24 protein-coding genes are annotated in these 22293 nt (G+C 53.8%); 5 read left to right on the forward strand and 19 right to left on the reverse strand.

The annotated features are described in order from the left end of the window. The first annotated feature begins 46 nt into the window (after nt 1–46). The gene (locus R2K28_RS20105) at nt 47–436 is read left to right on the forward strand and encodes a DUF6228 family protein (RefSeq protein WP_316367281.1); all 390 of its coding nucleotides are present in this window, start codon (nt 47–49) and stop codon (nt 434–436) included. Between the two features lie 278 nt (nt 437–714). Here R2K28_RS20105 and R2K28_RS20110 read toward each other — a convergent pair whose 3' ends face one another. Then, entirely contained in the window at nt 715–1740 is a 1026-nt protein-coding gene (locus R2K28_RS20110) for an IS110 family transposase (protein WP_316367283.1), read from the reverse strand. A gap of 121 nt (nt 1741–1861) precedes the next feature. Between R2K28_RS20110 and R2K28_RS20115 the strand changes: the two genes are divergently transcribed. Together R2K28_RS20115 and R2K28_RS20120 are read left to right on the forward strand one after the other, a co-directional pair. After that, a complete protein-coding gene (locus tag R2K28_RS20115) occupies nt 1862–2473 on the forward strand; it encodes a hypothetical protein (protein WP_316367285.1) in 612 nt (203 codons plus the stop codon). A 108-nt stretch (nt 2474–2581) separates the two neighbouring features. After that, entirely contained in the window at nt 2582–2941 is a 360-nt protein-coding gene (locus R2K28_RS20120; RefSeq protein ID WP_316367287.1) for a hypothetical protein, read from the forward strand. Nucleotides 2942–3670: 729 nt separating this feature from the next. Here the strand turns inward: R2K28_RS20120 and glmS are convergent. The 14 genes from glmS to R2K28_RS20190 all read right to left on the reverse strand — a co-directional run bounded on the left by glmS (nt 3671) and on the right by R2K28_RS20190 (nt 15905). Beyond that, complete coding sequence (gene glmS / locus R2K28_RS20125) at nt 3671–5497, reverse strand: glutamine--fructose-6-phosphate transaminase (isomerizing) (RefSeq protein ID WP_316367289.1); 1827 nt, start codon at nt 5495–5497, stop codon at nt 3671–3673. 20 nt (nt 5498–5517) lie between these two features. Further along, nucleotides 5518–6888 (reverse strand): bifunctional UDP-N-acetylglucosamine diphosphorylase/glucosamine-1-phosphate N-acetyltransferase GlmU, encoded by a 1371-nt coding sequence (gene glmU / locus R2K28_RS20130; RefSeq protein WP_316367291.1) that lies wholly within the window; start codon nt 6886–6888, stop codon nt 5518–5520. A 450-nt stretch (nt 6889–7338) separates the two neighbouring features. Further along, nucleotides 7339–7827: an FKBP-type peptidyl-prolyl cis-trans isomerase gene (locus R2K28_RS20135; protein ID WP_316367293.1), complete on the reverse strand. Its 489-nt coding sequence runs from the start codon at nt 7825–7827 to the stop codon at nt 7339–7341. 53 nt (nt 7828–7880) lie between these two features. Then, nucleotides 7881–8309: a F0F1 ATP synthase subunit epsilon gene (locus R2K28_RS20140; protein WP_316367295.1), complete on the reverse strand. Its 429-nt coding sequence runs from the start codon at nt 8307–8309 to the stop codon at nt 7881–7883. Between the two features lie 18 nt (nt 8310–8327). Continuing rightward, nucleotides 8328–9704 (reverse strand): F0F1 ATP synthase subunit beta, encoded by a 1377-nt coding sequence (atpD, locus tag R2K28_RS20145; RefSeq protein WP_116445512.1) that lies wholly within the window; start codon nt 9702–9704, stop codon nt 8328–8330. Nucleotides 9705–9776: 72 nt separating this feature from the next. After that, the gene (gene atpG / locus R2K28_RS20150; protein WP_116445511.1) at nt 9777–10637 is read right to left on the reverse strand and encodes a F0F1 ATP synthase subunit gamma; all 861 of its coding nucleotides are present in this window, start codon (nt 10635–10637) and stop codon (nt 9777–9779) included. 34 nt (nt 10638–10671) lie between these two features. After that, nucleotides 10672–12213 (reverse strand): F0F1 ATP synthase subunit alpha, encoded by a 1542-nt coding sequence (gene atpA / locus R2K28_RS20155; protein ID WP_316367298.1) that lies wholly within the window; start codon nt 12211–12213, stop codon nt 10672–10674. A 13-nt stretch (nt 12214–12226) separates the two neighbouring features. Further along, nucleotides 12227–12766, reverse strand: coding sequence for a F0F1 ATP synthase subunit delta (locus tag R2K28_RS20160; RefSeq protein WP_316367300.1), 540 nt, complete (start codon nt 12764–12766; stop codon nt 12227–12229). A gap of 9 nt (nt 12767–12775) precedes the next feature. Beyond that, nucleotides 12776–13246, reverse strand: a complete 471-nt coding sequence (locus tag R2K28_RS20165) for a F0F1 ATP synthase subunit B (RefSeq protein ID WP_316367302.1) — start codon at nt 13244–13246, stop codon at nt 12776–12778. Between the two features lie 53 nt (nt 13247–13299). Next, nucleotides 13300–13530: a F0F1 ATP synthase subunit C gene (gene atpE, locus R2K28_RS20170; protein ID WP_068994713.1), complete on the reverse strand. Its 231-nt coding sequence runs from the start codon at nt 13528–13530 to the stop codon at nt 13300–13302. 42 nt (nt 13531–13572) lie between these two features. After that, nucleotides 13573–14433 carry a F0F1 ATP synthase subunit A gene (gene atpB, locus R2K28_RS20175; protein ID WP_316367308.1) on the reverse strand — a complete coding sequence of 287 codons (861 nt, stop codon included), beginning with the start codon at nt 14431–14433 and terminating at the stop codon, nt 13573–13575. A gap of 8 nt (nt 14434–14441) precedes the next feature. Beyond that, nucleotides 14442–14822, reverse strand: a complete 381-nt coding sequence (locus R2K28_RS20180; protein WP_316367310.1) for an ATP synthase subunit I — start codon at nt 14820–14822, stop codon at nt 14442–14444. A 211-nt stretch (nt 14823–15033) separates the two neighbouring features. Next, nucleotides 15034–15405, reverse strand: coding sequence for a hypothetical protein (locus R2K28_RS20185; RefSeq protein WP_316367312.1), 372 nt, complete (start codon nt 15403–15405; stop codon nt 15034–15036). An 89-nt stretch (nt 15406–15494) separates the two neighbouring features. After that, nucleotides 15495–15905: a hypothetical protein gene (locus R2K28_RS20190; protein ID WP_116445505.1), complete on the reverse strand. Its 411-nt coding sequence runs from the start codon at nt 15903–15905 to the stop codon at nt 15495–15497. 231 nt (nt 15906–16136) lie between these two features. Here R2K28_RS20190 and R2K28_RS20195 point away from each other — a divergent pair, with 231 nt between their 5' ends. After that, a complete protein-coding gene (locus R2K28_RS20195) occupies nt 16137–16940 on the forward strand; it encodes a peptidoglycan-binding domain-containing protein (protein WP_316367314.1) in 804 nt (267 codons plus the stop codon). A 48-nt stretch (nt 16941–16988) separates the two neighbouring features. Here R2K28_RS20195 and R2K28_RS20200 read toward each other — a convergent pair whose 3' ends face one another. The 4 genes from R2K28_RS20200 to mnmG all read right to left on the reverse strand — a co-directional run bounded on the left by R2K28_RS20200 (nt 16989) and on the right by mnmG (nt 21292). Next, on the reverse strand, nt 16989–17876 hold the full coding sequence (locus R2K28_RS20200) for a ParB/RepB/Spo0J family partition protein (RefSeq protein WP_316367315.1): 888 nt from the start codon (nt 17874–17876) through the stop codon (nt 16989–16991). A 13-nt stretch (nt 17877–17889) separates the two neighbouring features. Continuing rightward, on the reverse strand, nt 17890–18681 hold the full coding sequence (locus tag R2K28_RS20205) for a ParA family protein (RefSeq protein ID WP_316367317.1): 792 nt from the start codon (nt 18679–18681) through the stop codon (nt 17890–17892). Nucleotides 18682–18755: 74 nt separating this feature from the next. Next, nucleotides 18756–19418, reverse strand: coding sequence for a 16S rRNA (guanine(527)-N(7))-methyltransferase RsmG (gene rsmG / locus R2K28_RS20210; RefSeq protein ID WP_316367319.1), 663 nt, complete (start codon nt 19416–19418; stop codon nt 18756–18758). Next, nucleotides 19418–21292 carry a tRNA uridine-5-carboxymethylaminomethyl(34) synthesis enzyme MnmG gene (gene mnmG, locus R2K28_RS20215; RefSeq protein ID WP_316367321.1) on the reverse strand — a complete coding sequence of 625 codons (1875 nt, stop codon included), beginning with the start codon at nt 21290–21292 and terminating at the stop codon, nt 19418–19420. The genes rsmG and mnmG overlap by 1 nt, the downstream gene beginning before the upstream one ends. An 83-nt stretch (nt 21293–21375) precedes the next feature. Between mnmG and R2K28_RS20220 the strand changes: the two genes are divergently transcribed. Continuing rightward, the gene (locus tag R2K28_RS20220; RefSeq protein ID WP_116445500.1) at nt 21376–22293 is read left to right on the forward strand and encodes an AAA family ATPase; all 918 of its coding nucleotides are present in this window, start codon (nt 21376–21378) and stop codon (nt 22291–22293) included.

Genomic DNA, 22293 nt, shown 5'->3' on the forward strand with positions numbered 1-22293 from the left:
AAGAGACAGGGGGTCTCGTTAACGTAACTGTTAGAAGTAATAAAATATGGAAAGCGCGCATATAAAATCAACAAGCACATCAGCAACACTCATATTTCGTGAAAGAGAAGGTGACTACTTTAGTATTGTGTATGATAGCCCTGCGGTAAAAATACAAAAAAGGGTATGGGGCTATACTGACTGTCAGGCATTAGTCGGTCTTTTTCAGTCTCTTGCACAAGATTGGAAGGGCTGGGAGGGCGTAAGAGAATGGTCTTCTATTGAAGGTGAATTTGGCTTGTCTGCATCTTCTGATAATTTAGGGCATATTGAGTTATCAATATCATTTGCAGAATTCGATGCCCCAGAAGAGTGGAGCGCTAAGGTATGTTTGCTCTTAGATTCTGGTCAGACAGAAAGTATTGCTAAAAAAGTGAGAGTGTTTTTTGAAAACTAAAACTCCTAAAAAATAGTAACGTATATGGACTCCTCCTATTCAGCAATATATTTTCAGGAAAAACGAAATAGTTTAGTTCACGTATATCCGGTCTTTATTAAGGGGAGCTACCCCTGACCTTAACGGCATCATTCACCGTTTGCCAGATACCTTATCGAGACAGTGGCTTCAAGAGCCTTCGTTACTACCAGGTTTTATCTGGCTGACTATTTGTCACTTTCCGTTAATACACTGCCAAAACTCGGTTTACAACTGTGACATTTGAAATGAATATGATGCTACTGAGCTACAGGGGATCTATATTCATCGCCAGTAATCAAAATTGACCAGGCCATCCTGACTATCTTATTAGCCAATGCCACAGCCGTATTGTTTGCATGTTTTGTAGAAAGTTGCTGGCGTACCCAAGCACTCAATCCATCCTTCTTGCCGTGTACTCTATGCAGGGTAGACCGCGCGCCATGCACCAGCAAACAGCGAAGATACTTGTCACCCCGCTTAGTGATTTTTCCAAGCCTATTCTTTCCACCACTTCCGGAATGGGATGGAACCAAGCCCAGACTTGCACTGGCATCTCGACCTCGACGGAAGGCACTGCCATCACCTAAGCGAGCATAGAGCATGCTTGCTACCAGCCAACCGACACCAGGTATCTTTTCGAGTCGTACACATGCATCAATTTTCTTTGCGTGGTTGACAAGTATTGTGGTCGCCTCATTAATAATTTTATCAAGGGCCAATAGCTGGTTGTATAAATTCCACAAGCAGCTCCTTGCAATGGTTGTTAATTCATTTTCTGCATCTTCTAAAGCTGTAGGAATCTGCTGACGCAGTCGTTGCAGACCCTTGGAGAAGTTGAACCCATATTCCATGGCAAACCCACGGATACGGTTACCTAACTGCGTTCTTTGTTTGATATAGCCACTGCGTAGTTTATGCTGAATTGCCAGATCCTGTTGCTCCAGGGTGCGTATGGAAACGAAGTAGACACTGTGATTCTTGGATGCTTCGTAAATGGCTACAGCATCGTTTTTGTCACTCTTGTTGCCGCTACGGTATTTAGCAACAAGATGGGGTGGTATCAATTGCGTCTTGTAACCTAGTTTCGTGAATCGTCTTCCCCAGTAGTGGGCTGATCCACAGGCCTCCATGTAAATACAGGCTTCTGGGTGCTGCAATACTAGTTGCACTAATCGCTTCGAATTCATGCCCTTATTGATCAATTTCTTACCAAACTTATTAAAAACAACAGCTTGGAATACGTCTTTGGCGAGATCGATGGTGATTGTGGTAGTATTTTTCATGGTATGGGCTCCGTTGGTTTTGGTCGACCTGTCACTTTAACGATGTTTCAGCTTGAGGTGGAGGAGTCCATACCATTGAGACAGGGGTTCTCATTAACGTAACTGTTAGAGCAATAGAAATATGGATACGACAAAATTAGCAATCACCATTGGAGTAAGCATATTTCTATGGGTATTTAGGAACGTAATCGCTAGCGCATTCCACTATACGACACTGGTTATAGATGGACTATCGGTCGAAAATCCCTACCCCAGAGATCACGAGCGAAGTTTTCCGAAAAAAGTGAGATTTTTGAGGCTGTCAATCAGATCGCGTATAGGCCGACTGAGAGAAGTTCAAGCAGAGCTCAAAATAAAGAACAGTGAGAACGAATATCTAGACAACACAGGCATACTTCATTGGCAACGGCAACCGAGAGCAGGAAAGCCACATCCCTTGAAAATGCACGAAGATTTGACGACCGCGGAAGACGTCAAAGATCACATGTATGACTACCATTTTTCAGAGAACAAGCCCGTCGATATTCCTAGTGGTGAATGCGACAAAGTCGACTTATTCATGAAAATAGAGGATCTACCTTATGCAATATCTACCGTCTCAAGAGAGTCTCACATTGATCCTGGCAATTATGAAATTGAAGTAAAAGTAACAGCATCCAATGTTCTAAAGCCAAAGAAAAAGTTGTTTAAAGTAAAATTTGGCGAAGTATTTGATGACATACAGATATTATGAGCTTTCGAGGTAGTCACTCTAACAATCACATACAGCCGACCAAAAAAACGCTACGCGTTTTTCTGTCGGCTGATGTGTGGCGTTATGTTTATTAATGGAAACAACAGCATGGCTGAATTAATAATTTTCGTTACTTTAGCCATAATTATTTACCTAGATATTTCTGCATCAGTGCATCTGGCAAAAAGTGATATGTATTCTAAGAACCAGAAGGTTGCTCAATATCTTTTAATATGGCTCGTACCGTCCATAGGCGCCGCAGTTGTATTAAGTATTCTTATGGAAGAACCAGATCCTTCCAGAAAAGGTGAAAAAGCTCCTTCATTCCTGTTTAGATTATTGGCTCTTACTTTTTTCTTCGAAACATCATCTAGTCTTGCTGATGGAGATTCACCAAGCCAGGATTCCAGCTTTGATTCAGGTGGTTATGACTCTGGGGGAGGCGATGGTGGTGGCGGAGATGGTTGAAAAACATAAAAAATAGGAACGAGACATGGGGTCTCGTTAACGTATCTGTTATGAGAAATCGAGCCTAATATGGATCATCGATGAATTCGAATCTAACAAAGTACTTCTTTCTTGCTGGTGCTGCATACTTTCTTTGCATGGCATTTGCACACTTCTTTGGAATAAAAGTCCCGGTCCTGTTCGTGTACTACGACACACCGTTTTATGCGTACCAAGATAAAATCATCTCGTTCGCTGTTTGCTCATACATCGGTCTTTTCTGGTCAGCTGCTTTTAATAGGTCTGTTGCCAGAGTCGCGATCATGGTTTTAATGGTAACTGTGCTCGGATTGGCTTCGGTAAATCTATCTGAAGCATTAGCTTCAGTACTATCTTCCGAGCAAACAACACTTCCATACTGGGCACAAACGATCGCTATCAGTATCTATTTTATCGCACTACTTCTCTTGTACATCAGAGATGGAAATGCCCATAAAAATGTATTACGGGACAAGGGGTCTCGTTAATAAAGCTGATAATGTCCGCTCTCCGGAAGTACTGAGATTCGCCTTAACGTCAGCTTCGGTCGCAATGCGCACATTGGATAGAGTTGTGAGATGACGCTTTGTATCAAAAACCATCAATCTGATAGTCCGGCACGTGGGAACAGCCAAACGATTATCCGCAACATGCTGTTCATGCGCTTATATGACAGGCTTTATTCCCGCACAACATAGCGTCCAGGCATACCTACTCAACCGTAACAGATTTTGCCAGATTCCTCGGCTGATCCACATCGGTGCCCTTCAATATCGCAACATGATAAGACAACAGCTGCAAGGGTATTGTGTAGACAATCGGCGCCGTGCTGGGATAGATGTCGGACAGGGTCAGATTCTGAAAGTGGTCCAACTCGATCTTCACCTTCTGATCGCTGAACAGGAACAACTCACCACCCCGGGCACGCACTTCCTGCAGATTTGAGATGACCTTTTCCAATAGGGGATCGTCGGGCAGCGCACACACAACCGGCATCTCCGCATCCACCAATGCCAGGGGGCCATGTTTGAGTTCACCGGCGGGGTAGGCCTCGGCATGGATGTAGGAGATCTCCTTCAATTTCAAGGCACCCTCCATGGCGATGGGATAGAAACAACCCCGACCCAGAAAGAGGGCGTGGTGTCGCTCTGCAAAGGCGTCGGCCATCTGCTTGATGGCATCACTCATCTTGAGCACCACTTCAACTTGACGCGGCAGGGCATGCAGCTCTTCCACCAGCGCCTGCTCCCGCTCCGCACTCATGCCGCGACGCTTGGCCAAGGCGAGTGCCAACAACCTCAGGGCCACCAGCTGGGTGGTGAAGGCCTTGGTGGATGCCACGCCGATCTCGGGTCCTGCACGGGTCATCAAGGCAACATTGGACTCGCGCACCAATGAGCTTTCGGGCACATTGCAGATGGTCAGGCTTCCCAGGTAACCCTGAGATTCTGCCCCACGCAGGGCCGCAAGGGTATCTGCGGTCTCGCCCGATTGGGAGATGGTCACGAACAGGGTGTCATCCGGCACCACCACCTGTCGATAGCGAAACTCGCTCGCCACCTCGACGCTGCAGTGAATACCAACCTCTTCCAGCCAGTAGCGGGCAACCAGACCGGCATGGTAGCTGGTGCCGCAGGCTATGATGTGTACGTTTTGAGTCTTGTCCAGCAGCTGTTTTGCTTCATAGCCGAAGGCCTCTTCCAGTAGCTTGCCTTTGTAGATCCGGCCCTCAAGTGTCTCTGCGATTACCGCTGGCTGCTCAAAGATCTCTTTCAGCATGTAGTGGCGGTAGGGACCCTTTTCCGCACTTGTCGCAGAGATCTGAGAGGTGCGAACCTCACGTTCAACCTGGTTGTCCTTATGATCGAAAATTCTGACCTCATCCCTAGAGACATGGGCCAGGTCACCTTCTTCGAGAAAGATAAAGCGCTGGGTTACGGGCAATAGGGCAAATACATCCGAAGCGATGAAGTTTTCACCCACCCCGAGGCCGATGACTAATGGACTCCCGGCTCTGATGACTACCATCTGATCCGGATCATCCGGACAGACAACCGCAAGCGCATAGGCACCGACCAGCTTACTGCAGGCCTTGCGAATAGCCTTGATAAAATCGGATTCCGCTTCAAGTACATCCGCCAGTAGGTGGGCGATAACCTCGGTATCGGTTTCCGAGGTGAAGACAAAGCCCTTGGCACTCAGCTCCTGGCGCAGTTCGGCATAGTTTTCGATGATGCCGTTGTGTACGATCGCCACCCGTTCACCACTCATATGGGGGTGGGCATTTCGCTCCGCAGGCATACCGTGGGTAGCCCAGCGGGTATGGGCGATACCCAAACGGCTAGAGAGTGCGGTGCTGTCGATCAGCTCCTTGAGCACGGCGACCTTGCCTACCGAGCGGATCCGCTGAATATGCCGGCCCTCATCCAATACCGCGACACCGGCGGAGTCATAGCCCCTATACTCAAGGCGCTTCAGCCCCTCCATCAGGATCGGGACAACGTCCCGTTGCGCGATTCCACCGACGATGCCACACATGATTCAAATCCCCCTGGATATTACCCTTTCGGCTTCTTAACCGGCCGCTGCCAACCTTCGATACTGACCTGTTTTACCCGGGTCAGGGTGAGTTTCTCCGATGGCGCATCCTTGCTGATGGTAGAGCCGGCGCCGATGGTCGCTCCCTCACCCACAACCACCGGCGCGATCAATTGGGTATCCGAACCGATGAAGGCGCGATCGCCGATCACAGTCCTGTGCTTGTTGGCACCGTCGTAGTTGCAGGTAATGGTACCCGCACCGATATTGACCTGCTCACCGACTTCGCTATCACCCACATAACTGAGATGATTGATCTTACTCCCGCGGGCTACCAGACTCTTCTTTATTTCAACGAAATTACCGATATGGACATGGTCCGCAAGCCGACTCTCGGGCCGGACCCGGGCAAAAGGTCCGATGCGGCACTGGTTACCGATCTCGGCATCTTCCAGCACACTGTTGGCGAAGACCTCCGTGCCCTCACCGATCGAGCAATCCTTGAGCAATACATTCGGGCCGATTCTCACACCGTCCGCAAGCATGACCTTACCTTCGATGATCACATTGCAGTCGATGAACACATCCTGTCCAGTGGTCAAGCTCCCCCGAATATCAAGACGCGAGGGATCTGCCAGAGTGGCGCCGTTCTGCATTAAACCCTCCGCCAGTTGACGCTGGTGGAAGCGCTCAAGATAGGCCAGTTGCTTACGGTCATTGATCCCCATGACCTCCTCTTCACAGTCTGGATGCACCGCCTGGATATTGACCCCATCCTCGACCGCCATGGCGATGATATCGGTCAGATAGTACTCCTTCTGCACATTATTGTTGTCGAGTCGCGCCAGCCACTGCTCAAGCCTTTCACGCTTGACCGCCATGATACCGGTGTTGATCTCGGTGATCTCCCGTTCCCGCGAGGTGGCGTCTTTCTGTTCCACGATACGAAGGATCCGATCCATACCGTCGCGAACGATACGTCCATAACCAGTGGGATCGGGAAGATCGACCGTCAACAGGGCCAGATCACTGAGTCTCAGGCAACTCAATAATCCGGTCAGGGTTGAGCTGCTGATCAAGGGCACATCACCATATAGAATCAGTACCTGGTCAGCCTTTTGCAACGAGGGCAGCGCCTGCATCACCGCATGACCGGTACCGAGGCGTTCGCGCTGTTCCACCCAGGTCAGATCCGGGGCGGAGAGTTGGGTTGGCACCAGCTCACCGCCATGACCATAGACAATGGTGATTTCATCGGGATTGACTGAGCGGGCCGTATCGACCACATGACCGAGCAGGGATTTACCGGCCAATTGGTGCAGAACCTTGGGTGTCCTGGAACGCATTCGCGTACCTTCTCCCGCTGCCAAAATCAGTGCACCCAGATCCATCGATTCACCTCACTGCTGTAACTTGACTCGAGGATAGCTTAATACCATTCAGCAGTACCAGCTTCTAGGGCCTGTTAACACTAATCCAATGCGCTCTGCTGGGACTGTTTTTGCGCCCAGCAAGGCAGAATGAGCGTGGTGTAGCCCGGCTACATGAGCGAATGATAACGCCGCTGGGTGCAAAAACAGCCCCAGCCCTTCGGGTTGCGCCTGAAAAAGCACCACTCAGCGTTGCTCGTCGTTCATTTGGAGTGACCAAACTTCTCTCCTCGCGCCTTGATTGGCGCTTTTTCAGGCACAACAGAGTGCACCCCAAGGGCACTTCCTGCGGGGCGCATTGGATTAGTGCTAACAGGCCCTAGGTAAAAAAAATCACACTCCCGCATTACCTATGTAATGGTTGTGTCGCTTAATCAGGTTTCCGGGGAGAAGTCGGGAAGCTTGGCAGCATCAATTAATTGTATGCGATTGACCCGGCAGTCCCACCGACATGGCATCTTCCTTGGTGGCGTCCCTGACCTCCAGGATCTTGACTTTGACCACCAGGGTCTTGCCAGCGAGGGGGTGGTTGCCATCAACCGTCAACCTGCCATCCTCGATCTTGGTGACAAAAAAGCTCTTCACCTCACCGGCCTCATTCTGCATCTGTACCTCAGCGCCAAGCTGGCGGAACTGCGGGGGTACATTCTCGATGTCGTCGGTAAAGGTCAGATCGGGATCATGCTCACCGAAGGCATCACTGGAAGGAATGGTAAGGGTGACTTCATCTCCCTGACACTTACCTGCCACCGCACGGTCCATGCCCCCGATCAGTTCCGTTTCGCCACCATGGATATAACTGACTGGAAGATCGCTCTGTTCCAGGGTATCGCCTTCCGGGTCACTGATGGCGTAGGTGAGGGAGACGAACTTTCCGTTCTGTATGATTTCTTTGGACATAGTGAAGTGGGCTGGGGCCTGAAAGGTCAGGCCCTCTAATCATTGTGGGGTGGTCAGCTGTGCTTGCCTTTGCGGATACGCTCGATGGCGCGCAACTGAGCTGCCGCCTCCACCAGCTCCGCCTGGGCCTTGGCATATTCGAACTCGGAAGTACGATTCGCCATGGCGTCCTCGGCCCGGCGCTTGGCCTCTTGGGCGGCCGCTTCATCCAGGTCTGCGGCGCGAATCGCGGTATCGGCGAGTACGGTGACCACGTGGGGCTGTATCTCGAGGATACCCCCTGAGACATAAAAGTGCTGCATCTCCTTGCTATTTCCGGTATCGACCCGAACCTCACCGGGTTTCAATTGGGTCACCAGCGGGGTGTGGCGGGGAGCAATTCCCACCTCACCCATGATCGCCGGTGCATAGACCATCTCAGCCAGACCGCTGAAGATCTCACCCTCTGCGCTGACGATGTCCACATGGATTGTCATGGCCATCTGCTAACTCCCGGGCAATCAGCCCTTGCCGCCTTTTTCAACGGCCTCTTCGATGCCGCCGACCATATAGAAGGCCTGCTCGGGCAGCTGATCATACTCACCCTCCACAATCGCCTTGAAGCTGGCGATGGTGTCCTTGAGGGAGACATACTTACCCGGTGAACCAGTGAATACCTCGGCCACGAAGAAGGGCTGGGAGAGGAAACGCTGTATCTTACGTGCGCGCTGCACCACCAGTTTGTCCTCTTCGGAGAGCTCATCCATACCGAGGATCGCAATGATGTCCTTCAGCTCCTTGTAGCGCTGCAGGGTACCCTGAACCGCACGAGCCACGCTGTAATGCTCAACCCCAACCACGTTGGGATCGAGGATACGCGAAGTGGAATCGAGAGGATCCACCGCCGGGTAGATACCCAGCTCGGCAATCTGACGCGAGAGTACGAGGGTCGCATCCAAGTGAGCAAAGGTGGTAGCGGGGGAGGGATCGGTCAGATCGTCCGCCGGTACGTATACCGCCTGGAAGGAGGTGATGGAGCCGGTCTTGGTGGAGGTGATACGCTCCTGCAGCGCACCCATCTCCTCGGCCAGGGTCGGCTGGTAACCCACCGCGGAGGGCATACGACCCAGCAGCGCGGATACCTCGGTACCGGCCAGTGTGTAACGATAGATGTTATCCACGAACATCAGTACGTCACGGCCTTCGTCACGGAAGTTCTCGGCGATGGTCAGACCGGTCAGGGCCACACGCAGACGGTTGCCCGGAGGCTCGTTCATCTGACCATAGACCAGGGCTACCTTGTCGAGTACGCCACCCTCCTGCATCTCGTGGTAGAAGTCGTTACCCTCACGCGTACGCTCACCCACACCGGCGAATACGGAGAAGCCGGAGTGCTCAACCGCAATATTACGGATCAGCTCCATCAGGGTAACGGTCTTGCCCACGCCGGCGCCGCCGAACAGCCCGATCTTACCACCCTTGACGATGGGCATGATCAGATCGATAACCTTGATCCCGGTTTCGAGGATCTCGGTAGTGGCCGCCTGATCCTCCAGTTTCGGCGGCAGACGGTGAATCGGCATCAGCTTGTCGGCGTCCACATCGCCAGCCTCGTCCACCGGGTTGCCGAGGACGTCCATGATGCGGCCCAGGGTACCCTGACCGACCGGAACACTGATTGGCGCACCCGTGGACTCCACAGTGACATTACGCTTCAGCCCGTCGGTTGATCCCATAGCGATGGTTCTCACCACCCCGTCACCCAACTGCTGCTGAACTTCCAGCGTGAGGCCCATCTCGTCTATCTTGAGTGCCTCGTAGACCTTCGGCATCTCACCGCGTGCGAACTGTACGTCCACCACGGCACCGATGATTTCAACCACTTTGCCCGAACTCATTTCTGGTTCCTCTTGCCGCTCCAGGCGACTCTCAAAATTTAAAAACTAAAATTCTGTTGTCTCTGGCTGTCATCAGACAGCCGCCGCTCCACCGACGATCTCCGAGATCTCCTGGGTGATAGCGGCTTGACGAGCCTTGTTGTAGATCAGTTGCAACTCATTGATCAGCTCGCCCGCGTTATCCGAGGCCGCCTTCATCGCCACCATCCGAGCGGACTGCTCGCAGGCGCCGTTTTCCACCACGGCCTGGTAGACCAGTGACTCTACATAGCGGCTCAACAGGTTATCGAGTACATGCTTTGAATCAGGTTCGTAGATGTAGTCCCAGTGATACTTCAGCTCTTCTATCTCATTTGGCGGAATCGGCACCAACTGCTCGACGGATGGGCTCTGGGTCATGGTGTTGACGAAATTGTTATAGGCAATATAGATGCGATCGATCTTGCCCTCGGCATAGGCATCCAGCATAACCTTGACCGTACCGATCAGGTCTTCGATATGTGGTGCGTCACCCAAATGGGTTGCCTGACTGACAACATTGCCGCCGAAACGCCCGAAGAAACCCAGCGCCTTGTTACCAATGGTGCAAAAGTCCACTTCAGTTCCATTTTCACGCAGGGATTTCATCTCCTTGATCAAAGAGCGAAACAGATTGTTGTTCAAGCCGCCACACAATCCACGATCAGAAGAGACGATGATGTAGCCCACACGCTTCACTTCACGCTCGATCATGAAGGTATGCTTGTATTCGGGATGGGCATGGAACAGATGTCCGATAACATTCCGCATCTTATCCGCGTAGGGCCGGGTGGATGCCATTCGATTCTGCGCCTTACGCATCTTCGAGGCCGCCACCATCTCCATCGCCTTGGTGATCTTGCTGGTATTCTTGATACTCGCAATCTGTGTGCGTATCTCTTTTGCGCCTGCCATAACTCTGAACCTTATCTCGTGTTACGTACCCGGCTTACCAAGTATGGTTGGCCTTGAAGTCCTTCAGTGCATCGTGCAGGGCCTGTTCGATCTCGGCATTGTAGTCGCCGCTCTCGTTCATCTTATCCATAAGCTCCTTATGGCTACTCTTCATGTAACCCTGCAGTGAGGCTTCAAAATCAACCACTTTAGGTGCTTCCACATCATCCAGATAGCCTTCATTGGCGGCAAACAGGGAGACGGCCATACCCGCAATGGAGAGTGGCGAGTACTGGGCCTGTTTCATCAGCTCGGTCACCCGTTCACCACGCTCCAGCTGTTTCCGGGTCGCCTCATCCAGATCGGATGCGAACTGGGAGAAGGCGGCCAGCTCACGATACTGGGCCAGGGCCAGTCGGACACCACCACCCAGCTTTTTGATGATCTTGGTCTGCGCCGCACCACCCACTCGGGATACCGAGAGACCGGCGTTGATGGCCGGACGGATACCTGCGTTGAACAGATCCGCCTCGAGGAAGATCTGACCGTCGGTGATGGAGATAACGTTGGTCGGTACGAAGGCCGATACGTCACCCGCCTGGGTCTCGATGATCGGCAGGGCGGTCAAAGAACCGGTCTGGCCCTTCACCTTGCCGTCGGTCATCTTCTCCACATAGTCGGCGTTGACACGCGCGGCGCGCTCCAGCAGACGGGAGTGGAGATAGAAGACGTCACCGGGATAGGCCTCACGACCTGGCGGACGACGCAGCAGCAGGGAGACCTGACGATAGGCCCAGGCCTGTTTGGTCAGATCGTCGTAGATGATCAAGGCGTCTTCGCCGATATCCCGGAAATACTCACCCATGGTGCAACCGGAGTAGGGGGCGAGGAACTGCATGGCCGCAGAGTCCGCTGCCGGCGCCGCAACGATGATGGTGTGCTCCATCGCGTCGTGCTCTTCCAGCTTGCGTACCACCTGGGCGATGGTGGAGTTCTTCTGACCCACGGCAACGTAGATACACTTAATGCCGGTGCCTTTCTGATTGATGATGGTGTCGATCGCCACCGCCGACTTACCGGTCTGGCGGTCACCGATGATCAGCTCACGCTGGCCGCGACCGATGGGCACCATGGCGTCGATAGCCTTCAGACCGGTCTGCACCGGCTGATCAACCGACTTACGCTCGATAACACCGGGCGCCACCTTCTCGATGGGCGAGGTGGTATCGGCAACGATGTCGCCTTTGCCGTCCAGGGGGTTACCCAGGGAGTCGACCACACGTCCCAGCAGGCCTTCGCCCACCGGCACCTCGAGTACGCGGCCGGTACATTTGACGGCGTCGCCTTCACTCAGGTGTTTGTAGTCACCCAACACCACGGCGCCGACAGAATCGCGCTCCAGGTTGAGCGCCAGGCCGTAGGTGTTGCCGGGGAACTCCAGCATCTCGTAGGACATGGCGTCCTCGAGACCGTGGATACGGGCAATGCCGTCGGTCAGACTGATGATCGTACCCTCGTTGCGGGCCTCGGTCTTGAGATCGAATTTTTCGATCTTGCTTTTGATCAGGTCGCTGATCTCGGATGGATTGAGTTGCATGATGGCTTCTCGCTTAGATTCCTAATTCGTTCGCCAGTTGCTGCAGTTGTCCACGGACAGAGCCGTCGATAACCATGTCGCCAGCACGGATGTGAACACCGCCGATCAGTTCGGCATCAAGTTCACTGGTGATGGTGACGTCGCGTCCCAACTTGGCCTTTAAGGCGTCGGCAATGAGTTTTTCCTGCGCTGTGTCGAGGGCGAATGCGGAGGTCACGTGGACCTTGCTGATGCGCTGTTTGTCCGCTTTCAGCTCTTCAAAGAGTGCGTCGATCTCTGGTAGCACACTGAGACGACCATTCTCGACCAATACCTTGATCAGATTGCCGCCCTCTTGGTCGACCTTGTCGCCCGCGATCTCCAGCAGCAGTGACACCAGTGCCTCCTGCTCGATCAGTGGATTACCGACTATCGGGGCCATCTCTTCGCTCTCCACCACAGAGGTGAGAAAACTCAGCATGTCGGACCAGATATCGAGCTTGCCGCTCTCTTCAGCTCGCGCAAACACCGCTTCGGCGTAGGGGCGGGCAATAGTGGTTGCTTCACCAGCCATGATTCCGCCCTATATCTCTTTTGCCAGTTCGTTGACGATGTCTTTGTGCGCCGCTGCATTGATCTCCTTTCTAAGGATCCTCTCAGCGCCGGCCACAGCCAGTTCGCCAAGCTTCTCCCGCAGATGCTCACGGGCACGATTTGACTCCTGCTCGATCTCTGCCTGTGCGGCGGTCAGGATACGCTCGCCTTCTATGCGTGCGGTACCCTTTGACTCATCGACAATTTCGGCTGCCCGCTTCTGCGCCTGAGTCACAATCTCAGCAGCCTGAGATTTGGCTTCGTGCAGAACGTCCTTGGCCCGCTCTTTCGCAAGCTCCTGTTCGTGCTGCCCGCGTTCGGCGGCGGCCAGGCCATCGGCTATCTCTTTTTTGCGGCTCTCCAGCGCACCCATGATCGGGGTCCAGATAAATTTCATTGTGAACCACACGAACACCGCAAAAGTGAGCAGCTGACCTATTAGCGTCAGATTGATGTTCATCCCGGAATTACCTCTCGTTGGACGAGATGATAGTGAATTCGCTCAAGCCTGGATCAGGCGACAGCGAACAGTACGTACATGGCCAGACCCACGGCGATCATGGGGACGGCGTCAACCAGACCCATGACGATGAAGAACTGGGTACGCAGCATGGGGATGAGTTCAGGCTGACGTGCGGCGCCTTCGAGAAAGCGGCCACCCAGTACGCCGATACCTACCGCGGCACCCAGGGCGCCCAGGCCCATCATGATTGCGCCGGCGATGTACAGCAGTGCTTGTTCCATTATTGGTCTCCCGTTTAATGAACTAGATAGTTAAAGGTTAAATCAGTGTTCGTGGTGTGCCATATCCAGATAGACGATTGTCAGGGTCATAAAGATGAACGCCTGCAATGTGATGATCAGGATATGGAAAATCGCCCAGCCCAGCTGGAGCACGCCACCGAACAAGCCGAGAATCAGGCCGGCATTGTACATGATGGCGATCAAAATAAAGATCATTTCACCCGCGTACATGTTACCGAACAGACGCAGGGCGAGAGAGATGGGTTTGGCGATCAGGCTGACGAATTCCAGAATGAAGTTGACTGGAATGAACAGGATGTTGACCACGGCATTACTGGAAGAGAAGGGCTGTAGCGTCAATTCGCCGGCAAAACCGCCGATGCCCTTGATCTTGATACTGTAATAGAGAACCAAAAGGAATACACCGATAGCCATCCCGAAGGTGGCATTGGGATCGGTTGACGGAACAACCTTCATATAATGGATACCCAGCAACTTGGCTGCTTCCGGAATTAAATCCACCGGCACCAGATCCATCAGATTCTGCAGGAAGATCCAGACAAAAATGGTCAATGCAAGGGGCGCCACCAAGGAATTGCGGGCGGAAAAGGAACCGCGCACGCTGTCATCGATGAAGTCGACAATCCATTCGACGAAATTCTGCAGGCCATTGGGCACGCCGACGGTGGCCTGCTTGGCGGCCTTGCTGAAGAAATAGAGAAACAGGATGCCGAGGGCGATGGACCAGAACATGGTATCCACATGAATCGCCCAGAAGCCCATCTCCTTGGCCTCGTTGGCGGAGTGCGCCATGCCCCAGCCGCCATCCGGATGCTTACCGAAGGTCAGATTAGTTAAATGATGTTTAATATATTCACCGGAGGTGAGGGCATCGCCAGCCATACTTAAACCTATGAATGCTGTCTATCTTCAATAACCAATACAATCAATGGAACCGCTACCTGGACAAACAGATAACAGCCCAATAATGCACCAATACTCAGTGGACTGATGGTGACAATTGTCAATCCGAACATCAGTCCAGTGATGATCAACTTCTGGATTTCGGCGCCAAACATGCGGCCGGCTATCTTTTGCGGATCCTGGGCGCGGTAGCGCGTGAAGGATTTCAAGGCAAAAAAGCCGTTTGCCGCCGCGGCTATCAGACCACCAATAAACCCGGAATATGCATAGGTTTTACCGAAAAACAGAAGTGCCAAACCGATCATCAGCGCCACTCCAAATTGGAGCGTCACAATGGTGCGGATCTGGCTGTTTCCGGTAAGCTGCATTCCGGTTTCCCGGTACCCTTTAAATGAGCCTAACCAGCAAGGAGGGAGGAGTATAAGGGGTCTTAGTTATAAGGTCAAAGGATAGAGACATAAATTTTTTCATAGCAGGCATTTTTTTCTCCAGCGGCGGCCGGACCAACCCTGGATACGGGCTGGTCGACCGTTTTCAGCCCCATTAACCCTAATTTAATTAGGGTAGACGAGTCCCGTTTCAGCGATAGCGACGGTTGGGGGATACCCCCGGACCACCGCGTGGCCCAGGTGGGTTCTCCCAATTGGTACCCGGACCGCCTCTCGGCCCCGGCGGATTGTTGTCCCGGTCATATCGGTAGTAGCGATTGGGCCGCTTGTAATACCACCCTGAACCCGGCCCTCCCACCCGTCCTGGCGGATTGATTCGGTAGCGATTCCACCGATCGGGTGAGGCGCCCGGCCCACCTTCAGGTCCCGGGGGGTTCTCCCAGTTGGTACCAGGCCCCCCTGCAGGCCCCGGTGGATTGTTGTCCAGATCCTTTGCCAATCCCATCTGGGCGGCAAGCATCAATAGCATGAATAACGAAACAAGCCCGAGTCTTTTGATCACTGTATTCTCCTTAATGCAGTTAAATAGCGACTGTTAAATTTCCCCTGATTCAGGTCTTAGCATAGCCAAAACCACAATTCGCCACATCCTCAGTCTGGCACTCCTTGCCATAACATTTCATAGCCGACTTCGTAGGTATCGTCACAAAAATCTGCCAGGGCTGAAAACTTCTCCTTGAATAGCCGGTCCGCATGGGAGCGTTCGTGTTGCTCAAACGACTGCCAAAAAGTGACGATTACAATATCGCCCATATTCTGATTGACGCGCTTGTTCTTGTGACTGTCATCGGCACCCACTGTGCCCTCCTCGGAGATAAATCCGGCATTGCTGTAAACCTGGCCGCCGATGAAACCGCCATTGTCGTCACCATAATTGTTCTTTACCACATTGCACATTTCGCCAAGCACCAGTTCAACGTCCTCGACTTTGACCCCGGGTTTCAGGTCGACCACATTGAAAAGCATGACGCAACCAAACGGAATTTCAATCGGATGAAACATCTGAATGCCCCTTGTATCAGAATTATCAAATGCTCAGCATAAGCGACTCAACACCAGGAATTAACACCGCAATACAAGTGTTTACTATTTAATATATAGCCAGGTCTGATGACATGTCTGTGCCGGTCTCCAGTTATTAATGCATCAATAGACCACCTGTAACGGCAAATCTCTCTGGCTATAATTGCTTTAACACTACCTATTGTGGATAGGAGACCGGGGAAGACAATAATGCAACCATCATTAAAAAGAGTAATAAAATACGGCGCACGTGGCGACGATGTCGTTCAAGTACAACAAGCTCTTAATGAGGCCGTATCTGCCAAGCCCGAGCTGGTCTCGGACGGTATATTCGGGACTAAGTCTGCCGCCAGAACTCAGCAGTTCCAACGCAACAACAATCTCATCGCCGACGGTATCGTCGGACCGAACACATGGGCACAACTGATCGCTTTCTTGAAAAACCTGCTGGGTGTTCCACCCGTTGGTAAGGACAAACATGCTGATCTGCGAAAAAGAATATTGTCTGAAGCTGGCAAACTTGTCGGTAAGGTCGATTTTACACAGCTCATTGGTGGCAGGCCTAAAGGAATTGACATTGTGAAGGCCATCTTTAAGGAGGCTGCGAACGTTACCCTGCAGGATGACAACTTTAAGGATCCCCACAGCAAGGCCTGGAGTCCGCAGCCATTCGTCGGTGGAAAGAAAAAGAGCTGGTGCGGTATCTTCTGTGTCTATTGCTATCGCAAGGCCGGACTAAAGACCATCAGGTGGGATATCGCAATAGGCGCGCCCAGAGGAAATATCGGATTGAACACTTGGAGTCCTCAGTTTGTGCAAAACATCAAGCTGGCGGACATTGGTGCAGTGGCGACGCAACAGCACCATTTTCTCATCGAAAAGGTCGATTCAGCTAATCCCTTCAAGCCTCGCCTCAACACCATCGATGGCAATCTGCTTGCGGGAAAAATCCAACGCCGTACAGGCTATCACCAGGTCGGGAAGGATAACTTCAACTACTACTCCGTGAAGTAGTGTTGCCGTTCAGTAAGGGATCAGGAGCGGTACTATCCTGAATTGCGCTTACTTTATGTGGTCGAGGATCCCTTCAAGCTCATCCAGACTGTTGTAGCCAATAACCAGTTTGCCCTTGCCTTTGCTTCCCTGTTGCAGATCGACCTTGGCCCCCAACTTCTCCGACAGGTCCGTGACCAGGCGCCGAATATCGGGATCCATCACCGGGGTTGCCCGGGAGGCTTTAGGCTTTTCCTCCTGATTCTGTAAGCGGCGTACCAGGCGTTCCGTTTCACGCACCGAGAGTCCCTGGGCAGCGACCTGATTTGCCGCCCGGGTCTGATCCTCACCCTTCAGGCCCAACAGGCATCGGGCGTGGCCCATTTCCAGGCGTCCGCTCTCCACCAGGGTCTTGACCTCTTCGTTGAGCTCCAGCAGGCGCAACAGGTTGGTCACGGTGGTGCGCGACTTACCCACCGCTTTGGCCACCTCCTGGTGGGTCAGCCCGAACTCCAGCAACAAACGGCTCAGGGCGTTCGCCTCTTCCAGGGGATTGAGATCCTCCCGCTGGATGTTCTCGATCAGCCCCATGGCCATGGCGGCCTCTTCGGTGACCTCCTTGATCACTACCGGTATCTCATCCAACCCCGCCTGCTGAGCCGCACGCCAACGCCGTTCGCCGGCGATCAATTCATAGCGCTCATTCTCCACCGGGCGTACCACAATCGGCTGAATCACGCCCTGGGCCGCAATCGAGTCGGCCAGTTCGCGCAAGCTTTCGGCATCGAACTCCCGTCTTGGCTGATAGCGGCCACGCTGGATCAGGTCAACCGGGAGTCGATGCAGATTGTCCCGGTTGCTGCCGCTTGCGGCTGTCTGTTTGCCCTCGGCCTCGGCCTGCATACCCCCCAGCAGGGCGTCGAGACCGCGACCCAATCCTCTTTTCTTTGTCGCCATATGGTTCTATCCCTCAGGCCGTTTGGGTTTGCACGTCGCGCATGCGATGGCGTCTCAGCAATTCACTGGCCAGGGCCAGATAGGCGGTGGCTCCCCGTGAATGCTTGTCATACAGCAACACCGGTATGCCATGGCTCGGCGCCTCGGCAACCCGGACGTTGCGCGGGATGATGGTGTTGAACACCGCATCCTTGAAATGGGAGAGTAGCTGTCCGGATACATCTATCGCCAGGTTGTTGCGCGGATCATGCATGGTTCGCAGAAAGCCTTCGATCTGCAGATCCTGATTGAGATGGGCGCGTATCTGTTCCACCGTGTTCATCAATGCGGTCAGCCCTTCCAAGGCATAGTACTCGGTCTGGATGGGGATCAGCACCCCGTCCGCCGCCACCAGGGCATTCAGGGTCAGCATGTTCAACGACGGTGGGCAATCGATGAGGATGTAGTCATAACTCGGCTTTGCCGGGGCCAGTGCCAGGTCGAGTCGCTTCTCCCGCATGGAGCTGCTCATCAGGCCCACTTCCGCGGCGGTCAGGTCCGAATTCGCCGGCAGCACATCGAAATTGGAATCGGGCGCCAGCTGGATGGCTTGCCGCAGGGTTGAATCCCCCAACAACAGTTCGCAACAGGAGTGTTCCAAACCGTGTTTGTCGATACCACTGCCCATACTGGCATTGCCCTGTGGATCCATATCCACCAGCAACACCCGTTTCTTCATGGCGGCAAGCGAGGCCGCCAGGTTCACGGTGGTGGTGGTTTTGCCGACACCGCCCTTCTGATTGGCGATTGAGATGATGTAACCCATGGCGTAACTCGGCTCCGCAATAACAGGAACTGCCTATCATAACGGTAGTGTCGTTGAAGGTGGTACCCTTTCTGTCACTTTGCGTGATATCCGGCCGCTTGCTCAAGCCGCACAAGACAGCGCTCACCCACCTCGAATGGCACCTGTAACGGAATGACTTCTGCATGTACACCGGCCGGCAGATGGGCAATCTCCTGCTCGGGAACACTCCCTTTCATGGCCAGGATCTCGGATCCCGGCTGGCGCAGGCCGGCACTCAGGGCAAGCATCTTGGGCAGGTCGGTAAAGGCCCTTGCAATCAAGGTTTTAAAAGGTCTGTCGGATTGATACTGCTCAACCCTGGCATGCACCGGCATGACATTATCCAATCCCAATTCCAGTTTCACCTGACGCACAAAGCGGATCTTTTTACTGTTACTGTCGAGCAGCACGAAATCCGTGGCGGGGCGCATGATCGCCAGGGGTATCCCCGGCACTCCAGCCCCGGTACCCATATCCAGGCAGGCCCCGCTTTTCAGGTGGGGCAACAGCGCCAGGCTGTCCAACAGATGTCGCCCAACCATCTCCAGGGGCTCGCGAACCGCGGTGAGATTGTAGGCCCGATTCCACTTCACCAGGAGTGCCAGGAAGTCCATCATCAGGCTCTGTTGTCGCCCATCGAGATCGAGTCCCAACTCGGCGGCACCCGCCAATAGTCGCTGCTGGCAGGCAGAGGCATCATAGCGATCATCAACCATCAGGCTGAACACTTTTTCAGATGAATCAAAAGCAGGGAGATGGCCGCAGGGGTGACACCAGGAATACGTCCCGCCTGTCCCAGGGTCTGTGGCCGATGCCGCTGCAGTTTCTCCATCACCTCGGACGAGAGTCCGCGAACCGTTGCATAATCGAGTCCATCAGGCAGGATAACCGCCTCATTGGCACGCTGTTTTTCGATCTCCCCCTGCTGGCGATCGATATAACCGGCATATTTGGCCTGGACCTCGAGCTGCTCGATGACCTGCGGGTCCGTCTCTCCCGGTCCCAGTTTCGCCATCCCCATCAACTGTTGATAGGCCACATTCGGTCTGGCAAGCAGATTGATGGCACAGGCCTCTTTGGAGAGGGTGCCACCCAGAATGGCTTGTGCCTGCGCCGGCTCCACATCGTTGGGATTGAGCCAGATCCCTTTCAGGCGCTGCTGCTCCCGTTCGATCGCATCCCGTTTACGACAGTAAAGCTCCCAGCGCCGATCGTCCACCAAACCGAGATTACGTCCGGTTTCAGTCAGCCGCAGATCCGCATTGTCCTCACGTAGCATCAGCCGGTACTCGGCACGGCTGGTGAACATGCGATAGGGTTCCAGGGTGCCCTGGGTTATCAGATCGTCCACCATCACTCCGAGATAGGCCTCATCCCTGCGCGGCGTCCAGGGCTGCTCCTCCCGGCACATGAGCACCGCGTTGATTCCTGCCAGCAGGCCCTGTGCCGCCGCCTCCTCGTAACCGGTGGTGCCATTGATCTGACCGGCAAAGAATAGGCCGTGCAGAAATTTTGTCTGCAGTGAAGCCTGCAGGTCACGGGGATCGAAATAGTCATACTCGATGGCATAACCGGGGCGCGTCAAATGGGCCTTTTCGAAGCCCACCATGGAGCGCACCAACTTCAGCTGGATATCGAACGGAAGGCTGGTGGAGATACCGTTGGGATAGACTTCGTGGGTATCCAGCCCTTCGGGTTCGATAAAGATCTGGTGGGACTCCTTATCCGCAAAGCGGACGATTTTATCCTCGATGGAGGGGCAGTAACGTGGCCCGACGCCTTCGATGACACCCGTGTACATGGGTGAACGGGAGAGCCCGCCGCGGATGATTTCATGGGTCTCCCGGTTGGTATGGGTGATATGGCAGCTGACCTGCCGCGGGTGCTGATCAGGGGATCCCAGAAATGAGAAGACCGGGGTGGGGATGTCGCCGGGTTGTGCCTGCAGCCGCGTATAGTCGATGCTGCGGCCGTCGATTCTTGGCGGGGTGCCGGTCTTCAGCCGATCGACCCTAAAGGGTAACTCCCGAAGTCGCTGGGAGAGGGCATTGGCGGGTGGGTCTCCAGCGCGACCGCCTGCATAGTTGGACATGCCGATATGGATTCGACCACCGAGAAAGGTGCCTACGGTCAGCACCACCGCATTGGCGCGGAACTTCAAGCCCATCTGGGTGACGACACCGGTCACCCGCTCCTGTTCCACCAGCAGATCATCCACCGCCTGCTGAAAGATCTCCAGGTTGGGCTGATTCTCCAGGGCATGTCGAATGGCCGCTTTATAGCGTACCCGGTCTGCCTGGGCTCGGGTGGCGCGCACAGCAGCCCCTTTACGCGAGTTGAGGATGCGAAACTGAATCCCGCCGAGATCCGCCGCATGGGCCATAATTCCACCCAAGGCATCCACTTCCTTGACCAGATGGCCCTTACCTATACCCCCGATGGCGGGATTGCAGCTCATCTGACCCAGGGTTTCGATGTTATGGCTGAGCAACAGTGTGCGTGCACCCATGCGCACGGCAGCCAGGGCCGCTTCGGTGCCGGCATGTCCGCCGCCCACTACAATCACATCATAAGTGTTGGTATAAAACATGGGTCTCTGATTAGGTGCTTTTGCAAAGATTCTTTAATGGGAATCGGCTATTTTAGCCGATTCGATGGACTCCACGGAAATCTATGAGCTCTGAATTACAAAAGATTATCGATGCCGCCGGCAATATTCTATTGGGCAAACAGGAGGTGGTTAAACTATCCCTTGCCTGTCTGCTGGCCCGGGGGCATCTGTTGATCGAGGATCTGCCCGGCGTCGGTAAGACCACCCTGGCCCATACCCTGGCCCATATGTTGGGGCTTCACTACCAACGCATCCAGTTTACCAGCGATCTTCTACCCTCGGATATCGTCGGGGTGTCGATCTTTGAGCGAAGCGAACAGCGCTTTCAGTTCCACCACGGCCCAATTTTTGCGCAACTGGTCCTGGCCGATGAGATCAACCGCGCCACACCCAAGGCGCAAAGTGCCTTGCTGGAGGCCATGGAGGAGCGCCAGGTCACCACCGATGGCGTCACCCACGGCTTGCCTGAACCCTTTTTTGTCATTGCCACGCAGAATCCCAGCCATCAGGTCGGCACCTTCCCGTTGCCGGAATCACAGCTGGACCGGTTTCTGATGCGCATACGCATCGGCTATCCCGCGAGAGAAGCTGAGAGAGAACTGCTCGGCGGCGAGGACCGGCGTCAAATGCTGAAAAAAATATCGGCCGTGATAGACAGTCAGAAACTGACCGAATATCAGCAGCGTGTTTCAGCCGTGCATGTGGCGGATGCCCTGATCGACTACTGTCAGGATATACTTTCATACAGCCGTAACTCTCCAGACTACCGGCACGGTCTCTCTCCCAGGGCTGGTTTGGCGATCCTCCAGGGCGCCCGGGCCTGGGCATTGATCGAAGGCAGAAAGCTGGTGTTACCTGAAGATCTGCAAGCGATCCTGCCCGCCACCATAGGACACCGCCTGCAGCCGGCAGGGGATAGCGCCGAGCCGCACGGGGAGAGTCTGGTGATGAATCTAATCAGTTCAGTACCTATCCCTTGA

The organism is Candidatus Thiodiazotropha sp. CDECU1 (genome assembly GCF_963455295.1).
Lineage (GTDB): Bacteria > Pseudomonadota > Gammaproteobacteria > Chromatiales > Chromatiaceae > Thiodiazotropha.